The organism is Thiomonas islandica (assembly GCF_055383445.1).
Genome location: NZ_AP042391.1, coordinates 733628 through 750829 on the forward strand (window position 1 = coordinate 733628; position 17202 = coordinate 750829).

General features: G+C 65.6%; 16 protein-coding genes. 1 reads left to right on the plus strand and 15 read right to left on the minus strand.

The window, feature by feature from the left end; translation table 11 throughout:
- Positions 1-16: 16 nt before the first annotated feature.
- The 9 genes from ACZ47F_RS03565 to ACZ47F_RS03605 form a co-directional block, all read right to left on the minus strand.
- Positions 17-781 (minus strand): HAD family hydrolase, encoded by a 765-nt coding sequence (locus tag ACZ47F_RS03565; RefSeq protein WP_464925925.1) that lies wholly within the window; start codon positions 779-781, stop codon positions 17-19.
- Positions 778-1335: a thioredoxin family protein gene (locus ACZ47F_RS03570; RefSeq protein WP_464925926.1), complete on the minus strand. Its 558-nt coding sequence runs from the start codon at positions 1333-1335 to the stop codon at positions 778-780. Before ACZ47F_RS03570 ends, ACZ47F_RS03565 begins: the two co-directional genes overlap by 4 nt.
- Before the next feature lie 98 nt (positions 1336-1433).
- Entirely contained in the window at positions 1434-2498 is a 1065-nt protein-coding gene (fba, locus tag ACZ47F_RS03575) for a class II fructose-bisphosphate aldolase (protein ID WP_464925927.1), read from the minus strand.
- A gap of 50 nt (positions 2499-2548) precedes the next feature.
- Positions 2549-3754, minus strand: a complete 1206-nt coding sequence (locus ACZ47F_RS03580; protein ID WP_464925928.1) for a phosphoglycerate kinase — start codon at positions 3752-3754, stop codon at positions 2549-2551.
- A gap of 58 nt (positions 3755-3812) precedes the next feature.
- Positions 3813-4820: a type I glyceraldehyde-3-phosphate dehydrogenase gene (gap, locus tag ACZ47F_RS03585; RefSeq protein ID WP_464925929.1), complete on the minus strand. Its 1008-nt coding sequence runs from the start codon at positions 4818-4820 to the stop codon at positions 3813-3815.
- Between the two features lie 57 nt (positions 4821-4877).
- On the minus strand, positions 4878-5582 hold the full coding sequence (gene gph / locus ACZ47F_RS03590) for a phosphoglycolate phosphatase (protein WP_464925930.1): 705 nt from the start codon (positions 5580-5582) through the stop codon (positions 4878-4880).
- A 20-nt stretch (positions 5583-5602) separates the two neighbouring features.
- The gene (gene tkt / locus ACZ47F_RS03595) at positions 5603-7630 is read right to left on the minus strand and encodes a transketolase (RefSeq protein ID WP_464925931.1); all 2028 of its coding nucleotides are present in this window, start codon (positions 7628-7630) and stop codon (positions 5603-5605) included.
- 16 nt (positions 7631-7646) lie between these two features.
- On the minus strand, positions 7647-8522 hold the full coding sequence (locus ACZ47F_RS03600) for a phosphoribulokinase (protein ID WP_464925932.1): 876 nt from the start codon (positions 8520-8522) through the stop codon (positions 7647-7649).
- Positions 8523-8656: 134 nt separating this feature from the next.
- Positions 8657-9736: a class 1 fructose-bisphosphatase gene (locus tag ACZ47F_RS03605; RefSeq protein WP_464925933.1), complete on the minus strand. Its 1080-nt coding sequence runs from the start codon at positions 9734-9736 to the stop codon at positions 8657-8659.
- 347 nt (positions 9737-10083) lie between these two features.
- On the opposite strand from ACZ47F_RS03605, the gene ACZ47F_RS03610 reads away from it, so the two are divergent.
- Entirely contained in the window at positions 10084-11040 is a 957-nt protein-coding gene (locus tag ACZ47F_RS03610) for a LysR substrate-binding domain-containing protein (protein ID WP_464925934.1), read from the plus strand.
- Between the two features lie 69 nt (positions 11041-11109).
- On the opposite strand, the gene ACZ47F_RS03615 is transcribed toward ACZ47F_RS03610, so the two are convergent.
- The 6 genes from ACZ47F_RS03615 to ACZ47F_RS03640 all read right to left on the minus strand — a co-directional run bounded on the left by ACZ47F_RS03615 (position 11110) and on the right by ACZ47F_RS03640 (position 17192).
- Positions 11110-11814, minus strand: a complete 705-nt coding sequence (locus ACZ47F_RS03615; RefSeq protein ID WP_464925935.1) for a 16S rRNA (uracil(1498)-N(3))-methyltransferase — start codon at positions 11812-11814, stop codon at positions 11110-11112.
- A 23-nt stretch (positions 11815-11837) separates the two neighbouring features.
- Positions 11838-12782 (minus strand): transaldolase, encoded by a 945-nt coding sequence (locus ACZ47F_RS03620; RefSeq protein WP_464925936.1) that lies wholly within the window; start codon positions 12780-12782, stop codon positions 11838-11840.
- 205 nt (positions 12783-12987) lie between these two features.
- Positions 12988-13290, minus strand: a complete 303-nt coding sequence (locus ACZ47F_RS03625; RefSeq protein WP_464925937.1) for a hypothetical protein — start codon at positions 13288-13290, stop codon at positions 12988-12990.
- A gap of 60 nt (positions 13291-13350) precedes the next feature.
- On the minus strand, positions 13351-14175 hold the full coding sequence (locus ACZ47F_RS03630) for a S1 family peptidase (RefSeq protein ID WP_464925938.1): 825 nt from the start codon (positions 14173-14175) through the stop codon (positions 13351-13353).
- A 16-nt stretch (positions 14176-14191) separates the two neighbouring features.
- Complete coding sequence (locus ACZ47F_RS03635) at positions 14192-14821, minus strand: hypothetical protein (RefSeq protein ID WP_464925939.1); 630 nt, start codon at positions 14819-14821, stop codon at positions 14192-14194.
- A 13-nt stretch (positions 14822-14834) separates the two neighbouring features.
- Positions 14835-17192, minus strand: coding sequence for a nitric oxide reductase activation protein NorD (locus ACZ47F_RS03640; protein ID WP_464925940.1), 2358 nt, complete (start codon positions 17190-17192; stop codon positions 14835-14837).
- Between the last annotated feature and the right edge of the window lie 10 nt (positions 17193-17202).

Sequence of the window (17202 nt, forward strand, 5' to 3'; positions counted from 1 at the left end):
GGCGCGCGCGTCGCGCTCAATCCGCCCACTGGCGCAGCTCGGCCAGACCGACCACGCCCGACCACGGCTGTCCACGCACCCGGCCATGCGCCGGTGCATCGGCTTCGCCCAGGCCATCGAGCCAGGCGAGCGCACCGTCGAATCGTTCGTGGTGGGTGTAGGCACCGGTGGTGATCACGGTGCGCAGCCCTGCACCTTGCGCGGCGCGCAGGCCGTTGCTCGAATCCTCGAACGCCAGCGCCTGTTCGGGATGCAGATCCATGCGCTGCAGCACCCAGGTGTAAATGCTCGGGTCGGGTTTCTTGCGCGGCACGACATCTCCGGCGCCAACCACCTCGAATTGGCGCATGCCCTGCACGCCCAGTGTGGCGTGGATCAGCGCCTGGACATTGTCCGGCGTGGTGGTGGTGGCGATCGCCAGCCGCAGCCCGGCGTCATGCGCCTGCTCGAGCACGCGGTGCACACCCGGGCGCAGGCCGATGCCACCTTCGGCCACGAGACGCACATAGTGCGCGGTCTTGCGCCGGTGCAGCTCGGCGATCAGCGCGGGCGCGCCCGCGCTGGATGCGGCCTTGGGGTCGATCTCGTGCCAGTAGGCCAACATACGCTCCTTGCCGCCGGTGATGGCCAGCAGCCGGCCGTAGGTGGGTATGTCCCAGTGCCAGTCCAGACCGAGATCGGCAAAGGCCTGGTTGAAAGCGATGCGGTGGCCGTCGCGTTCGGTCTCGGCCAGCGTGCCGTCGACATCGAAAATCAGTGCCTGCAGCGACTGCGCGCTCACGCTGCGTCCTTCCACTTGATCGAGCAGCCGATGCTCGGGTATTGCTCCTCGGGGCCGATGCCGGTGGCGGCGATCTGTTTCATCGCCTCGAACAGATCGCGCCGTGCATCAGGCGGCGCGGCCTGCTTGCGCGAAGCGTCGAGCTGGCCGCGGTACTGCAGCTTCAGGTCGGCGTTGAAGCCGAAAAAGTCCGGGGTGCACACCGCGCCGTAGGCCTTGGCCACGACCTGCGATTCGTCGAACAGATACGGGAAGGAAAAGCCGTGCTTCGCGGCAAACAGCTTCATGTTGTCGAAGGAGTCCTCGGGATAGGCGATCACGTCGTTGCTGTTGATCGCCACGGCATGCACGCCCAGCGCGCGCAGCGCATCGGTATCGCGGCGGATGCGGTCGGCCACGGCCTGCACATACGGGCAGTGGTTGCAGATGAACATGACCAGCAGGCCCTTGGGGCCGCGCACGTCGGCCAAGGTGTAGGTGCGCCCGTCGATGCCGGGCAGCGAAAAGTCGGGGGCGGCAAAGCCGCGTTGCAGAGGGTCGGCGGTGGCAGCCATGACGGTCTCCTTCGCACAGAGGATCGTGTTGGTCGAGGCACAGACGACAACCCCGGCGGGTGCCGGGGGTGTGCGTGGGCAAAGCGATCAGGCCGGAATCAGTTGACCTTGGGGTCGAGCTGGCCCTTTTCGTAGCGCTTGTACATGTCTTCCAGGCTGATGGGCTTGATCTTGCTGGCCTTGCCCGCGGTGCCGAAGGCTTCGTAGCGCGCCTTGCAGATTTCCTTCATCGCCTTGGTCGAGGCGGCGAGGAACTTGCGCGGGTCGAATTCCTTCGGATGGTCGTGCAGGAATTTGCGGGTGGCGCCGGTGGAGGCCATGCGCAGGTCGGTGTCGATGTTGACCTTGCGCACGCCGTGCTTGATGCCCTCGACGATTTCCTCGACCGGCACGCCGTAGGTCTCGCCCATGTCGCCGCCGTACGCGTTGATGATCTTGAGCCATTCCTGCGGCACGCTCGACGAGCCGTGCATGACCAGGTGCACGGTCGGGATGCGCTTGTGGATTTCCTTGATGCGGTCGATGGCGAGAATGTCGCCGGTCGGCGGGCGAGTGAACTTGTACGCGCCGTGGCTGGTGCCGATGGCGATCGCCAGCGCGTCGACATGCGTCTTTTTGACGAAGTCGGCGGCTTCGTCCGGATCGGTCAGCAGCTGGCTGTGGTCGAGCTTGCCTTCGGCGCCGATGCCGTCTTCCTCACCGGCGGTGCCGGTTTCGAGCGAGCCCAGGCAGCCGAGTTCGCCCTCGACCGACACGCCGCAGGCATGCGCCATTTCGACCACCTTGCGCGTGACCTCGACGTTGTATTCATAGGTAGTCGGGGTCTTGCCGTCGGTGCCGAGCGAGCCGTCCATCATCACCGACGAAAAGCCGAGCTGGATCGAGCGCTGGCACACCGCCGGGCTGGTGCCGTGGTCCTGGTGCATGCACACCGGGATGTCAGGGAATTCCTCGATCGCGGCGAGGATGAGGTGGCGCAGGAACGGTGCGCCGGCGTATTTGCGCGCGCCGGCCGAGGCCTGGACGATGACCGGCGAGTCGGTTTCGGCAGCGGCCTCCATGATGGCGCGCATCTGCTCCAGGTTGTTGACGTTGAACGCGGGAACGCCGTAGGAATGCTCGGCAGCATGGTCGAGCAGTTGACGCAGGGAAATCAGGGCCATGATGGTCTCCTCAGAGAAGGAAAATCGGGGAATCGAATGCGACAACAGGTTCAGGACAAGAGCTGCTTGGCGCGCTGCTGCAGGATGTCGAAGGCGGGCAGGGTCTTGCCTTCGAGCACCTCGAGGAAGGCGCCGCCGCCGGTGGAGATATAGCCGATCTTGTCGGCGATGCCGTATTTGGCGATCGCCGCCAGAGTATCGCCGCCACCGGCAATCGAAAAGGCCGGGCTTGCGGCAATGGCCTCGGCCAGGGTCTTGGTGCCGTTGGCAAAGGCGTCGAACTCGAACACGCCCACCGGGCCGTTCCAGACGATGGTGCCGGCGGACTTGAGCTTGTCGGCGAGCAGTTGCGCGGTTTTCGGCCCGATGTCGAGAATCATGTCGTCAGGGCCGACGTCCTTGGCATCCTTGACCGTTGCGGTCGCGTCGGCGGCAAAGCGGTCGGCCACGACCACGTCGACCGGGATCGGCACCTCGGCGCCGCGCGCCTTCATCTTGTCCATCACCTTCTTCGCCTCACCCACCAGATCGGGCTCGGCCAGGCTCTTGCCGATCGGCAGTCCGGCAGCAAGCATGAAGGTGTTGGCGATGCCGCCGCCAACGATCAGGCCGTCGACCTTGTCGGCCAGCGCCTGCAAGATGGTCAGCTTGGTCGAGACCTTGGAGCCGGCGACGATGGCCACCAGCGGGCGCGCCGGCTTTTCCAGCGCGCGGCTGATGGCGTCGATCTCTGCAGCGAGCAGCGGGCCGGCGCAGGCGATCGGCGCGTATTTGGCGATGCCGTGGGTCGTCGCCTCGGCACGGTGCGCGGTGCCGAAGGCGTCGTTGACGTAGATGTCGCAGAGCTTGGCGATTTTTTGCGCCAGCGCGTCATCGTTCTTTTTCTCGCCCTTGTTGACCCGGGCGTTTTCGAGCATGACCACCTCGCCAGGGCGCACCTCGAAGCCGCCATCGACCCAGTTGGCCTGTAGCCGCACCGGCAAGCCGAGCAGCTCGCTCAGGCGCCTGGCCACAGGGGCCAGCGAATCTTCGGGCCGGAGCTCGCCCTCGGTGGGACGGCCCAGGTGCGAGGTGATCATCACCGCGGCGCCGGCGTCGAGCGCCATTTTCACCGCGGGCACGGAGGCGCGCACGCGGGTGTCCTCGGTGATTTCGCCCTTGTCGTTGAGCGGGACGTTCAGATCGGCGCGGATGAACACCCGCTTGTCCTGCGCCAGGCCGCGCTTGCACACTTCTTCAAAGGTCAGGATCTGCATCGGACTCTCCTCGGTTCGACACCCCGCAAGTCTGCGCACAGGCTGCGGGGCGGGGACATCAGTGGCTGGCGACGTGCTTGACGAAGCGCATCATGTTGCAGGTGTAGCCGTATTCGTTGTCGTACCAGGACACGACCTTGACGAAGGTGGGATCGAGCGCGATGCCGGCCTCGGCGTCGAAAATCGACGGCATCGAGCAGCCGCGGTAGTCAGTGGAGACCACCTTGTCCTCGGTGTAGCCGAGCACGCCCTTGAGCGCGCCTTCGGAGGCGGCTTTCATCGCTTTGCAAATGTCGTCGTAACTGGCCGCCTTCTCGAGCTCGACGGTCAGGTCGACCACCGACACATCGGGGGTGGGCACGCGAAACGCCATGCCAGTGAGCTTTTTGTTCAGCTCGGGGATGACCTTGCCGACCGCCTTGGCCGCGCCGGTGCTCGACGGGATGATGTTGTCGAGGATGCCACGGCCGCCGCGCCAGTCCTTGCTCGATGGGCCGTCGACGGTCTTCTGGGTGGCGGTGGCGGCGTGCACCGTGCTCATCAGCCCGCGCTTGATGCCGAAGCTGTCGTGCAGCACCTTGGCAACCGGCGCCAGGCAGTTGGTGGTGCACGAGGCGGCGGAGACGATTTTCTCGCCGGCGTACTTGGTGTGGTTGACGCCGTAGACGAACATCGGCGTGTCGTCCTTCGACGGGGCGGACTGCACCACCTTTTTCGCGCCGGCGTCGAGGTGTTTCTGGCAGGTGTCCAGGGTGAGGAAAAAGCCGGTCGCTTCGACCACCACGTCGGCATTCACCTCATTCCACTTGAGGTTGGCCGGATCGCGCTCGGCGGTCAGGCGGATTTTTTTGCCGTTGACTACGAGATGGTTGCCCTCCACGCCCACGGTGCCGTTGAAGCGGCCGTGCACCGAGTCGTACTGCAGCATGTAGGCCAGGTAGTCGGGCTCGAGCAGGTCGTTGATCGCGACGATTTCGAGGTCCTTGAATTCGGCCTCCTGTGCCACGGCGCGGAACACCATGCGGCCGATGCGGCCGAACCCATTGATGGCAACACGAATGGTCATGTGAGATCTCCTGAATGAACGGTGAAAGAAAAGGGCGAAGTCATGGACATGGGGGGTTCAGCCTGCCGACGGTAGCGCGACGGCCTGCACCGCCTCGGCCACCGCGGCCACGGTCGGGATCACGCGGTCGGGCGCGGCCAGGGCGATGGGCTTGCCGTGGTTATAGCCATAGGGAACGGCCCACACCGCCACGCCAGCAGCGCGTGCGGTGGCGACATCGATTTCGGAGTCGCCAACCAGCAGCGCGCGGCGGGCGTCCACTTTGAATGCATCCAGGCAGTAGCGTACCGGCAGCGGATCGGGCTTCTTGGCCTCCAGGGTGTCGCCGGCGACCACCATGTCGAAGTAATGCCGGATGCCGTGCACCATCAGCACCGTGGTGGCAAAGCGCTGCTCCTTGTTGGTGACCAGGGCGATGCGCACCTGCGCGCCGCGCAGCGCCCGCAGAGTGTCCAGCACGTCGGGGTATAGGCGGCTGCGCTGCCCGGTACGCACCGCGTAGAACTCGGAAAACCGCGGCATCAGGATGTCGAGCGTGCCGGTGCGCCGCACAGTGTCTTCTTCCAGACCGGTGGCGTGGGCATAGGCATGCAGCAGCAGTTCGCGCGTGCCATGCCCGATCCAGGCGCGGATCAGATGTTCGGGGACTTCGGGCAGTTGCTGGTCGCGCAGCAGGTCATTGACCGCGTCGGCGATTTCCGGTGCGGTCTCGACCAGCGTGCCGTCCAGGTCGAACATCACGAGGTCGAGCGGGGTGGACATGGTGCACGACATGCTTGGCTTCAGGCCGCCTGCAGCACCGACCGGGCCACGGCCACGGTGTGCTCGGGCGTGATCTTGAAGTGCTGGTAGAGCTGCGGCGCCGGAGCGGATTCGCCAAAGGTGGAAATGCCGACGATGCCGCCACTCAGGCCCACGTACTTGTGCCAGAAATCGGGATGTCCGGCCTCGATGGCCACGCGTGGCACGCCTGTGGGCAGCACGGTGTTGCGGTAGTCCGCGTCCTGCCGGTCAAAGGCATTGGTGCATGGCATGGACACCACGCGGGCGGCCACGCCCTGCTCGGCCAGCAGGCCCTGCGCCTTGAGCGCGATCTCGACTTCCGAGCCGGTGGCGATGAGCACGATCTGCGGCTTGCCGCCGGCGGCTTCGGACAGCACGTATCCGCCGCGGGCAATCAAGTGCTCGGCCTGCTCGGGGTGCTGCGTGGCCACCAGGTTCTGGCGCGACAGCAGCAAGGCGCTGGGGCCATGCTTGCGCTCGATCGACTGCTTCCAGGCCACGGCAGTCTCGAGCACGTCGGCCGGGCGCCACACGTCCAGATTGGGGATCAGGCGCAGGCTGGAGGTCTGTTCGATCGGCTGGTGCGTCGGTCCGTCCTCGCCCAGACCGATGGAGTCGTGCGAGAACACGTGGATCACGCGCTGCTTCATCAGCGCGCTCATGCGCACACCGTTGCGCGAATAGTCGGAGAACATCAGAAAGGTGCCGCCGTAGGGCAAAAAGCCGCCGTGCAGCGCCATGCCGTTCATCATCGCGACCATGCCGAACTCGCGCACGCCGTACGACAGATAGTTGAACGGCGCCCCCGGTGCAGCCTTTTCGAACGAGACCGAGGCCTTGGCCGCGGTGAGGTTCGAGCCGGTCAGGTCGGCCGAGCCGCCGAACAGCCCGGGCAGCGCCGGCACCAGCGTTTCCAGCGCGATCTGCGAGGCCTTGCGCGTGGCGGTCGGAGCGGTGACTTCGCGCGCCTTGGCATAAAGGGTCTGCACGGTCTGCCCCCAGCTCTGGGGCAGTTCGCCGGCCATGCGCCGCTTGAATTCGGCAGCGAGCTCCGGGTGTGCCTGCTCATAAGCGGCAAAACGCGCGTTCCAGTCGGCCTCGAGCTTGGCGCCGTGGAACCTGGCGTCCCAGGCTTGATAGATATCTGCCGGGATCTCAAACGGAGCATAGTCCCAGCCGAGCGCGCGGCGGGTGGCGTCGGCCTCTGCCTGGCCAAGCGCCGCGCCGTGCACATCGTGCGTGCCGGCCTTGTTCGGCGCGCCCCAGCCGATGGTGGTGCGACAGATGATCAGCGTCGGCCGCTCGCTCATTTTGGCCTCGGCGGTGGCCTTTTCCACGGCGACTGCGTCATGCCCGTCGATCGGTCCGATGACGTTCCAGCCGTAGGCCTCGAAGCGCTTGGCGGTGTCGTCGGAGAACCAGTGCTCGACATGACCGTCGATCGAGATGCCGTTGTCGTCGTAGTAGGCGATGAGCTTGTTCAGCTTGAGCGTGCCGGCCAACGAGCAGGCCTCGTGGCTGATGCCTTCCATCAGGCAACCGTCGCCGAGGAACACATAGGTGTGGTGATCGACGATGGTGTGGCCCGAGCGGTTGAACTGCGCGGCGAGTACCTTCTCGGCCAGCGCCATGCCGACTGCGTTGGCGATGCCCTGGCCGAGCGGGCCGGTGGTCGTCTCCACACCCGGGGTGTAGCCCACTTCTGGGTGGCCGGGAGTCTTGCTGTGCAGTTGACGGAAGCGCTTGAGCTCGTCGATCGGCAGGTCGTAGCCGGTCAAGTGCAGCAAGGCATACAGCAGCATCGAGCCGTGGCCGTTGGACAGCACGAAGCGATCGCGGTTGGGCCAGTGCGGATTGGCTGGGTTGTGGTGCAGGTGGTTGCGCCACAGCACCTCGGCGATGTCGGCCATGCCCATTGGCGCGCCGGGGTGGCCGGAGTTGGCGGCCTGCACCGCGTCGATGGCGAGAAAGCGAATGGCGTTGGCCAGACGGCGGCGTTGTTGGGTGTCGATTTGCAGGGTGGTCATGGTGCGTATCCCAGGTTTAACCGGCACGGCGCTTGAGGTCCATCAGGCGCAGGATCATCGGAGTGAAAATGAGCTGCATCGCCAACCCCATCTTGCCGCCGGGCACGACCAGGGTGTTGGGGCGGCTCATCCACGAGTCATGCAGCATCGACAGCAAGTAGGGAAAGTCGATGCCCTTTGGATTGGCGAAACGGATCACCACCATGCTCTCGTCCAGACTGGGAATGTCCTTGGCGATGAAGGGGTTGGAGGTGTCGACCGTGGGCACGCGCTGGAAGTTGACATGGGTGCGCGAGAACTGCGGGGTGATGTGATGCACATAATCGGGCATGCGGCGCAGGATGGTGTCCATCACCGCTTCCTGCGAATAGCCGCGCTGGATCTGGTCGCGGTGCAACTTCTGGATCCACTCGAGGTTGATGATCGGCACCACGCCCACCAGCAGGTCCACATGCTTGGCAACATTGATCTTGTCGTCGGCATAGCCGCCGTGCAGACCTTCGTAGAACATCAGATCTGAGCCAGGCGCGATCTCTTTCCACTCGGTGAAGTTGCCCGGCTCGACGCCGAATTCGGCGGCCTCGCTTGCATCGTGGATGTATTTGCGCACCTTGCCGCCGCCGGTTTCACCATAGGTCTTGAACACGTTTTCGAGTTCATCGAGCAGGTTGGCCTCGGGGCCGAAGTGGCTGAAATGGCGGTTACCGGCGGCTTCCTGCTTTTTCATCTCCTCGCGCATTTCGGCACGGTTGTAGCGGTGGAAGGAGTCGCCCTCGACGATCTGCGCGGTGAGCTTTTCGCGGCGGAAAATGTGCTGGAAGCTGCGCATCACCGTAGTGGTGCCGGCGCCCGACGAGCCGGTGATGGCAATGATGGGATGTTTGACAGACATGGTGCGAGCCTCTTTTCAATACAAGGAAATCTGTGCATGCCGCGCCCGCTCGGATGCGGGGCGCAGCAGGGATCGGTGATGCCGGCCGCTGCCGCCGCCGGGCCTGCGCTGACCCGGCGCGGACAGCGCAAGAATCAGCCGCGGGCCTCGTCGCGATACAGCGAGCGCTCTTTGAACAGCGGGGATTCGAAAGCCTTGTCCTCGCCCCGATCATATTCGCCGTGATAGCGCTCCAGACGCTCGATTTCGTTTTTCGAGCCGAGCATCACCGGCACGCGTTGGTGCAGTGAGGTCGGCTGCACCTCCAGGATGCGGCCGCGACCGGTGGAAGCCGCGCCGCCGGCCTGCTCAACGATCATGCCGATCGGGTTGGCCTCGTACATCAGACGCAGGCGGCCGGGCTTGCTCGGGTCTTTGGTGTCCTTAGGGTACATGAAGATGCCGCCGCGCATCAGGATGCGATGCACATCGGCCACCATCGACGCGATCCAGCGGGTGTTGAAGTCGCGCCCGCGCGGCCCGGTCTTGCCGGCCTTGCATTCGGCCACATAGCGCTGCACAGGCGGCTCCCAGAAGCGCTCGTTGCTGGTGTTGATTGCAAACTCGCTGGTGTCGGCCGGAATCTGCAGATTGGGATGGGTGAGGATGAAGTTGCCGATTTCGCGATCGAGCGTGAAACCGTGCGTCCCCTTGCCGACGGTGAGCACCAGCATGGTGGCCGGGCCGTAGATGGCATAGCCGGCAGCCACCTGCTCGACCCCGGGACGCAGATAATCGGCCACGGTAGGCTCGCCGATCCTGGTGTGACGCAGTACCGAAAAAATGGTGCCAACCGAGACGTTGACATCGGTGTTGCTCGATCCGTCGAGCGGATCGAAGATCAGCAGATAGGGACCGCGCTCGTATTCCTTGGGCAGGGTGTAGGGCTCGTCCATTTCCTCGGACGCCATGCCGGCAACCAGACCACCCCATTCGCAGGCCTGGATGATGGCCTCGTTGGACAGCACGTCGAGCTTTTTCTGCACCTCGCCCTGTACGTTCTGGGTGTCGAGCGCGCCGAGAAAGCCGCCGAGCGCACCCTTGGAGGTCATCGCGGAGATGGCCTTGACCGCCGCGGTCACATCCACCAGCAGCGCGGCCAGATCGGCCTGGTCATCCGTGCCGTGCAATTGCTCGATGAGAAATTTTGAGACTGTGGTGCGACCGGACTGCATGGTATGGCTCCCAATGTTGAAGGGCCTCGGTCAGCATGTGGCCCCACCGACACCCGGCAGGACAAGCCGCTGGCGCGAGACCCGATGACTTTTTGAAAAAACCTGACACGAATGCGCCAAGTCACTTCAAAAAGCCCGCAGCCCCAAAACGGAGACTCGCATGAACAGACTTCATCGGCTGCGGTAAAAGCTCCGGAAGCGAACTTCGGAGCCCGTTCACAAACGGTGCGATGGCAGGGCAGGCCACGGCGCAGGCGCCACAGACCGAAATCGCAAGTTGCGTATTTAAGCGGCAATCGAAATTAAGGTAAATTCACGATTTATTGATCTTGAGATCAGGAACGCTGATGAAAAATGCCACACTGCGGCAACTTCGGGTGTTCAGCGCCGCGGCGCGCCACCTGCATTTTGGCAAGGCTGCCAAGGAAATGCACCTCACCCCGCCTGCCGTATCGATGCAGATCCGGGAGCTCGAGGCCCAGGTGGGGCTGCCACTGTTCGAGCGTCAAGGCAAGTCAGTCAGCCTGACCCTCACCGGCGAGTATCTGGTGGTCTATGCCCGCAAAGTGCTGGCCACGCTGAAGGATGCCGAAGATGCAATGGCGCGGCTGCGCGGTATCAAGGCAGGGCGGCTAACCATCGGCATGGTCAGCACGGCGCAGTATTTCGTGCCGCGACTGCTGGCGCGGTTTCATGCCGAGTATCCGCATGTGGAACTGCGGCTGTCAGTGGGCAACCGCGAGCAGCTGGTGCATCAGCTGCAGAACAGCGAGCTGGATCTGGCGATCATGGGCCGCCCGCCGCGCGACGTGGCCACCCGCGCCGAGCCGTTTGCCGCGCACCCGATGGGCATCATCGCCTCGCCGCAGCATCCGCTTGCCAGCGGAGGGCCGCATCCGGCGTCGGTGCTGACGCAGTGCAATTTCATCATCCGCGAGCCGGGCTCGGGCACGCGCGCGACGTTCGAGGAGTATCTGAACCAGCGCCAGATGGAATTGCCGATGTTCACCGAGATGCAGAGCAACGAGACCATCAAGCAAGCGGTGATGGCCAATATGGGCATCAGTTTTCTGTCGCTGCACACCATCGAGCTGGAGCTGCGCAGCGGTCTGCTGGCCGTGCCGCAGATCGAGGGCATGCCGCTGCTGCGGCGCTGGTACGCGGTCAACAGCCTGGCCAAGCTGCTCTCGCCGGGCGCGGAGGCGTTTCGCTATTTCATTCTCGAGCATGGCGAGTCCTTCCTCGCGGAGACGTTCGGCAATGTCATCTCGCCGCTGCTCGGCGAGCCAGCCATCACGCCCTGAGGCCAGGTCAAGGCCACATCGCGCTGTTTGGCCCCGCCTTGTGTGCGGCAGGTCTGGACCCTGTTCACACTAGGGACAGGACCGCACCAACGCGGCCAGCGGTGCAGTGTCGGCGCGCAGTATCCGGGGCCCGAGGCTGACCGGGCGAAACCCGGCAGAGATCAGTTGCTCGACTTCCTGTGCATCGAGTCCGCCCTCCGGCCCGGAGACCAGACACACCGACGCGCCGGGGGCGAAGGGCTGCAGCGGCGCGGTGGCGGTCGGGCTCAGCAGGCAGCGGTGCACATCGCCGGCTTGCTGCGCGATGTGCCGCAGCCAGTCTGGCAGGCAGGCGACCGGCGCGATCAGCGGAATGCGGTTGCGACCGCATTGTTCGCAGGCGGCGATCGCCACGCCCTGCCAGTGCGCCACACGGCGCGCGGCGCGCTCGCCCTGCAGGCGCAGCACGCTGCGGCGGGTCAGCAACGGCTGCAGTTGCGCTACGCCCAGTTCTACCGCCTTTTCCACCAGCGTGTCCATGCGCTCGTTGGCCGGCATGCCCACCGCGAGCAGCACCTGCACAGGCGCCTCGCGCTCCACCGCATGATGCTGGCCGAGCAGCAGGGTGTGGCCATCGTGCACCCGGGCGTCCCACTCACCGCCAGTGCCGTCGAACACGGTGACAGGGTCGCCTGGCTTTAGCCGCAACACCTTGAGATGCCGCGCACTGGCTTCGGGCAAGACGCAGGGACCGGGCGACAGCGCCGCCTCGGCAGGCGGGATGTAAAAGCGCATCGGGCGTAACGACAGAGGCGGGCTCAGACCTGTGCAAGCTGTTGCAGCAGCGCCTCGGTGTCGGCGCTGAACAGCCGCACGCCTTCGTCGAGCTTCTCGCTGGCCATGCGGTCGGCCCGCATACCCTGGACGAAGTCCGCCTGGCTGAGCCGCGGCGGCTGCGGGTCGGTGACCGGCCCGGGACGTGCGGCGTCGAGCTGGCGTGGCATGGCCCGGTCGCTGGCGGCCAGGGTGTCGAGCAGGACGGGCGGAATGGTCAGCAGGTCGCAGCCGGCCAGCGCGGCGATTTGGTCGATATCGCGAAAGCTCGCGCCCATCACCTCGGTGTGCGCGCCCTGCTGCTTGTAATAACGCCAGATACGCACCACGGCCTGCACCCCGGGATCGCGGGCGCCGCGATGCGCCTGGGCATCCCAGGCGGCGCCAGCCTGCTGCCGATGCCAGTCGGTGATGCGACCGACGAACGGCGAAATGAGCTGCACACCCGCCGCGGCGCAAGCCTGCGCCTGTGTGAAGCTGAACAGCAGGGTGAGGTTGCAGTGAATGCCTTCGGCCTCGAGCTGGCGCGCTGCGGCAATGCCTTCCCAGGTGGCGGCAATCTTGATGAGCACGCGCTCGCGCGAGACACCTTCTGCGGCGTAGCGCGCCATCAGCGCGCGGGCGCGGCGCACGGTGGCGTCGGTGTCGTGCGACAGCCGGGTATCGACCTCGGTGGACACCCGCCCGGGCACGCGCTGCAGGATTTCCAGACCGAAGGCCACGAGCAGATCGTCGAGGCGATCGTCCACGTCGGCGCTGGCGCGCACCGCCGCACCCACCAGCGCGTGGTAGCGCGGATCGGCTGCGACCTTGCGGATCAGGCTGGGGTTGGTCGTTGCATCGCGCGCACGCCAGCGCTGCAGCAAATCCAGATCGGCGGTATCGGCCACGACGACGGTGGACGCGGCCAGGGCATCGAGTGCGGACATGGGCAATGGCAAGGCGAGGTCTGCGATGACCCGATGGTACGGGCGCAGCTGCGCGCCGACCGGGTCAGAAGTTGTGAATCGTTCTGCTGCGCGGCCCGCTGGCCGTAGAGCGCGGTGCTCGGGCCTTGCCGATCTGATTGATTTGTCTCGACCCTGCGCGCCGCGCGCATGGGCAGCAGGCCGCTTGCGACGACATCTTCACAACTCAATCCTCGTCGTCGAGTTCGGGATTCCAGCCGTGCTGCTGCGCGCGCTGCATCGCCCGCGCATACAGCGCGCGGTGGCGCTCGGCGAGTTCGGCCGGCAGGCGGCTAGGCAGGTTGCCGTACTGATCCCACTGCGCCTCGACCTTTTGCATCAGGGCCTGCATGCGCTGCAGATCCCAGCCCTTGCAGTCTTCGGTTTCGGGCAGCAGACCGAACACCCAGGCATCGAGCACGATCCGCCCAAGCTGGGTAATGCCATGTGCATCGGCGTGATAGCCGCAGTAGATCGGTTTGTCTTGCATGGTGTGCGCCAGGAGGAAAAGGCTGCAGGCGCTGCGCGCGGATTGCGTGGATGGGGCGCTTCAGCCGGCCCAGCGTTGCAGATAGGCGTGGATGAGTTCCGACACTTTATCGGATTTGATGATCAGCCCTAGGTCGATCATCTCCACGCCCAGCGCCATACCACGGTTGTTGGCCGGCACCGGGGCGGGCACGATGGCATGCGCCTCTTCGCGGAAAAACACCGCGGCCACCACGCCGGCGAACAGCAGGTCGCGCGTGGCCTCGCGTCGCAGCGGCTGCGGTCCGCGGCGTTCGATGAACACCGGACTGCCGCTCGATCCGGGGTAGACCGCGGCATCGATCAGGAACTGGCGCTGGCCCTCGAAATCCAGCGCCGCCGGCGTGGCGGTAGTGCCGCGGCGCAGGATGGGCATGAGGTTGATCTGATCCCACACCCCGCTGGGATAGCCGACGAACAGCACGTCTTCCAGCGCGTCGAACTGCTGCCAGGTGGCCGCATCGGGAATCAGGCGGCTGTCGATTGGTTCGACATAGAGCTCCACGCCCTGCTGTTGCGCCGCCTGCTGCAGCGGCGCCAGCGGCACCAGTGCCAGATCGATCTGGGCATCGGGATGGAGAAACCAGGCGGCGGGAAACTCGTCGATGTTGATCTGAAAGCGCTGGCCGAACGCCGGCCGACCCTGGCGCTTTTGCGTGAACACCAGTCCGCCGCGCCGCACGCCCTCGACCAGATGCCGGTTGGTGACGACGAAGTCTGACACCCCCCGGCCATGCGCATGGCGCACGACGAATGCGGTACCCGAGCCCTCGCTGCCGTCTTCGAGCACGGTGTCCACCCGCACGGTGGAAAACAGCAGGCGTTTGGCGGTGGAGTCGATGTCCATGGGAGAATGTTGCGGTTCAGTGATGCGTGGCGGTCTGGTTCAGCCGCTCGATCGCGGCAATCGCCGCGCGCTGCGCCTCGGCGGCCTCGGCCTCGTTGCCCATCATGGTCAGCCGCCCATAGGTGCCAAACGGCCGCACGTCGACCAGAGTGACCTGCGCGGCTTTCTCGGCCTCGTTGGCCGCATAGACGATGTAGCCCGCCGGTTCGACCTCGAGGATGAACATGCTCTTGCCCGGCAGCAGCATCGAGCCCTTGCGGAACTGGCGGTTGATCAGCGTGGCGTGATCTGGGGTGATCGCGCGGATGATTTCGTTCCAGGCGACCTTGCAGCGCAGGCGCGAATCCTCCCGGGTGCCGAGCTGGGTCAGGATGGCTTCGCCGGCTGCCAGCACCTCGCTCTGGTTACGGTAGTGCAGCTCCATCGAGCCAAAGGAGCGCTCGACCACCTGCTCACCCATGCGCACACTGGTCTTTTTCAGCGCGGTGTCCGACAGGCTGTGCACCGCCATGCCGGGGGCCACCTCGACCCACAGGCAGGCATCCCCCGGCACCGGCAGAAAGCCTTGCGACGAGGTGGCCAGGTACGAGGCGAGCTGCGGCTGCAGCGCGTCGATGAACACGAAGGTGCGCAGGGAGATTTTCATGCGGCGCGCACCTTCAGCGGGTCAGGCTCATGTAAAGCATCGGAAGTTTTTCGGGCAGGCGCTCGACCTTGTCGATCACCGTGAAGTTCTTGACGCCGAAAATGCGCGAGACATACAGATCGGCATGCGGGTCGAGCGACAGGGCATAGACCGTGACGCCCTGCTGCAGCAGTTGCTCGACCGCGCGCTTGGTGTCGTGCCGCAGGTATTGCGGGTCGCGCACATCGTTGTCAGCGGGCTCGCCGTCGGTGACGATGAAGCAGATTTTCTTGCGCTTGGGCTGCTGCGCGAGGTAGTGGCCGGCGTGCCGCAGCGCGGCACCCATGCGGGTGGAATAGCTGCCCTTCATGCCGGCCAGCCGCGCCTTGACCAAGTCGCCATACGGCTGGTCGAAATCCTTGAAGCGGTAGTAGTGCACATCGTGCCGCCCGTCGGAACAGAAGCCGTGGATCGCAAACGGGTCGCCGATACGCTGCAGCGCCTCGGCCAGCAGCACGGTGGCCGAGCGGGTGAGGTCGAGCACCGAGTAGTCATGTCCGCGCACCTTGTCGTTGGACGACTCGGACATGTCGAGCAGCACCATCACCGCCAGATCGCGCTGCGCGCGTTTGAGGCGCACCATGATGCGCGGGTCGGGCTGCACGCCCATGCGCACATCGGTCATCGCGCGCACCGCGGCGTCGATGTCGATGTCGTCGCCGTCTTCCTGGTGGCGGATGCGCTGCAGGCCTTGCGGAATCATCGACTCGATCAGGAACTTCAGCCGCGATACCTCCGGCTTGTGCTCGGCGAGGATGGCCTCGATCACCGCCAGGTCGCCCACCGGCGGATGGCGTTCGAGCACGGTGACCCAGCTGGGGCGGTCGAGCTGGATCTGATAGTCCCACTCGGGGTAGTGAAACGGCTCGGAAATCGGCGGGCGGCCTTCGAGCGAGTTGATGGTCACGCCTTCCTGGTCGAGATAGAACTCGGTGGGCAGGATCCACACCTCCTGCGCATCGTCGCCGGCGAACTCGTTGTCCACCTCGTTGACCATTTCCATGACGTTGACCTTGCGCCGCACCTGCTGCCGGGTCTCCCAGGTCGCGGCCAGCGCCTGCGCCTCGTCGTACTCCTCCAGCTCCCAGATGGCGCGGTTATCGTCGCGGTAGATCGCGCGCAGGCCGTCGGTACGGCGGTTGTACTCGGGCAGGTCGAGCGCGGCCAGGCTGTGCGACAGGTCCACGCCCAGGTTCCAGCTGAACTGCGGATCGCGCAGATCGGGCTGGGTGCGGAACTGCGCCACCGCCTGCTGCACCCAAGGGTGCGGGTCGGCACTGCGATCTTCGAGCAGGGCGCGCGCCAGGCGGTTGAGCAGGTCGCCGACGGTCTTGGGCGCGCCAAAGTCGGGCAGCGGATGCAGCGCCAGCCAGGCCTCGCGCATGTTTGGAAACTGGGCGATGGCCAGCGCCTCGACCCGCGCGTCTTCGATCAGCTCGATCAGCCCGATCTGCAGCGGTGAGAGCATCTGCATCGACAGCGGCGCCAGGGTGAACACCAGATGCGCTGCGCAGTGATTGGCCGCGGCGCGATAGATGTCGAGCGCGCCGACCACCTGCTCGGGCGGGGTGTCCGGGCCGAGCGGGCGGTAGTCATCGTAGGCGTCGGCGATGTGAATCACATAGCGCTCGATATAGGGCCGCAGACCCTCGCGGTTCTCGAAGTCGCCCGCGGTGGGGCGCAGGAAAAAGTCGCGTCCCCACATCGCGCGCAGGTAGATGTTCAGCCGCCGCTGCACATCGACGAACAGCGTGCCTTTGCGCTCTTGCTGCAGCACCGACAGCGCGTCGGGGCTTTGCAGCGAGAAGTACGCCACCTGTCCGTCAAAATCGGCCTTGTACGCCTGCGCGCCCCACTGCGCCCAGCGGCGCAGCCCCCCGAGGGTGAGCTGCGACAGCAGGCGCTCGAGGTTTTCGAGCATGGGCCGCAGACCGCGCGGGGCCTGCGCCAGCATCAGCCCGAGCACGCTAAGGAATTGGCGGAACAGTTCTTCATCGCCCAGGCGCTGCGCGGCCAGCGGTGCGGTGCCGGCGATCAGCGCCAGCACTTGCCCCGAGGTCTTGGACGCCATCGAGAGCAGGAAGTTGACCAGGTCGGGCAGCACGTCCTCGCCAATGGCGCGCGCCAGCTCGGGCATAGACTGCAGGTAGGTGACCACCAGCTCCTCGCCGCGTCCGAGCTGGTGCAGCGCCAGCGCGCCCTTGAGGTAGTTGTCCAACCCGCGCGCCGAGAACGCGCGCGCCGCCTCGGCCCAGGACGCGCGCAGCAGATCCTGCGCGCCGCCCGGCAGCTCGTCGACGAGTTCCTGGAATTCCTCGAGGTGGATGGCCATGATGCAGACG

Bases quoted from the DNA above. Each gene is read 5' to 3' on its own strand.
- ACZ47F_RS03570 (WP_464925926.1), bottom strand. From the start codon at position 1,335: ATGGCTGCCACCGCCGACCCTCTGCAACGCGGCTTTGCCGCCCCCGAC.
- fba (WP_464925927.1), bottom strand. From the start codon at position 2,498: ATGGCCCTGATTTCCCTGCGTCAACTGCTCGACCATGCTGCCGAGCAT.
- ACZ47F_RS03580 (WP_464925928.1), bottom strand. From the start codon at position 3,754: ATGCAGATCCTGACCTTTGAAGAAGTGTGCAAGCGCGGCCTGGCGCAG.
- gap (WP_464925929.1), bottom strand. From the start codon at position 4,820: ATGACCATTCGTGTTGCCATCAATGGGTTCGGCCGCATCGGCCGCATG.
- gph (WP_464925930.1), bottom strand. From the start codon at position 5,582: ATGTCCACCCCGCTCGACCTCGTGATGTTCGACCTGGACGGCACGCTG.
- tkt (WP_464925931.1), bottom strand. From the start codon at position 7,630: ATGACCACCCTGCAAATCGACACCCAACAACGCCGCCGTCTGGCCAAC.
- ACZ47F_RS03600 (WP_464925932.1), bottom strand. From the start codon at position 8,522: ATGTCTGTCAAACATCCCATCATTGCCATCACCGGCTCGTCGGGCGCC.
- ACZ47F_RS03605 (WP_464925933.1), bottom strand. From the start codon at position 9,736: ATGCAGTCCGGTCGCACCACAGTCTCAAAATTTCTCATCGAGCAATTG.
- ACZ47F_RS03610 (WP_464925934.1), top strand. From the start codon at position 10,084: ATGAAAAATGCCACACTGCGGCAACTTCGGGTGTTCAGCGCCGCGGCG.
- ACZ47F_RS03615 (WP_464925935.1), bottom strand. From the start codon at position 11,814: ATGCGCTTTTACATCCCGCCTGCCGAGGCGGCGCTGTCGCCCGGTCCC.
- ACZ47F_RS03620 (WP_464925936.1), bottom strand. From the start codon at position 12,782: ATGTCCGCACTCGATGCCCTGGCCGCGTCCACCGTCGTCGTGGCCGAT.
- ACZ47F_RS03625 (WP_464925937.1), bottom strand. From the start codon at position 13,290: ATGCAAGACAAACCGATCTACTGCGGCTATCACGCCGATGCACATGGC.
- ACZ47F_RS03630 (WP_464925938.1), bottom strand. From the start codon at position 14,175: ATGGACATCGACTCCACCGCCAAACGCCTGCTGTTTTCCACCGTGCGG.
- ACZ47F_RS03635 (WP_464925939.1), bottom strand. From the start codon at position 14,821: ATGAAAATCTCCCTGCGCACCTTCGTGTTCATCGACGCGCTGCAGCCG.
- ACZ47F_RS03640 (WP_464925940.1), bottom strand. From the start codon at position 17,192: ATGGCCATCCACCTCGAGGAATTCCAGGAACTCGTCGACGAGCTGCCG.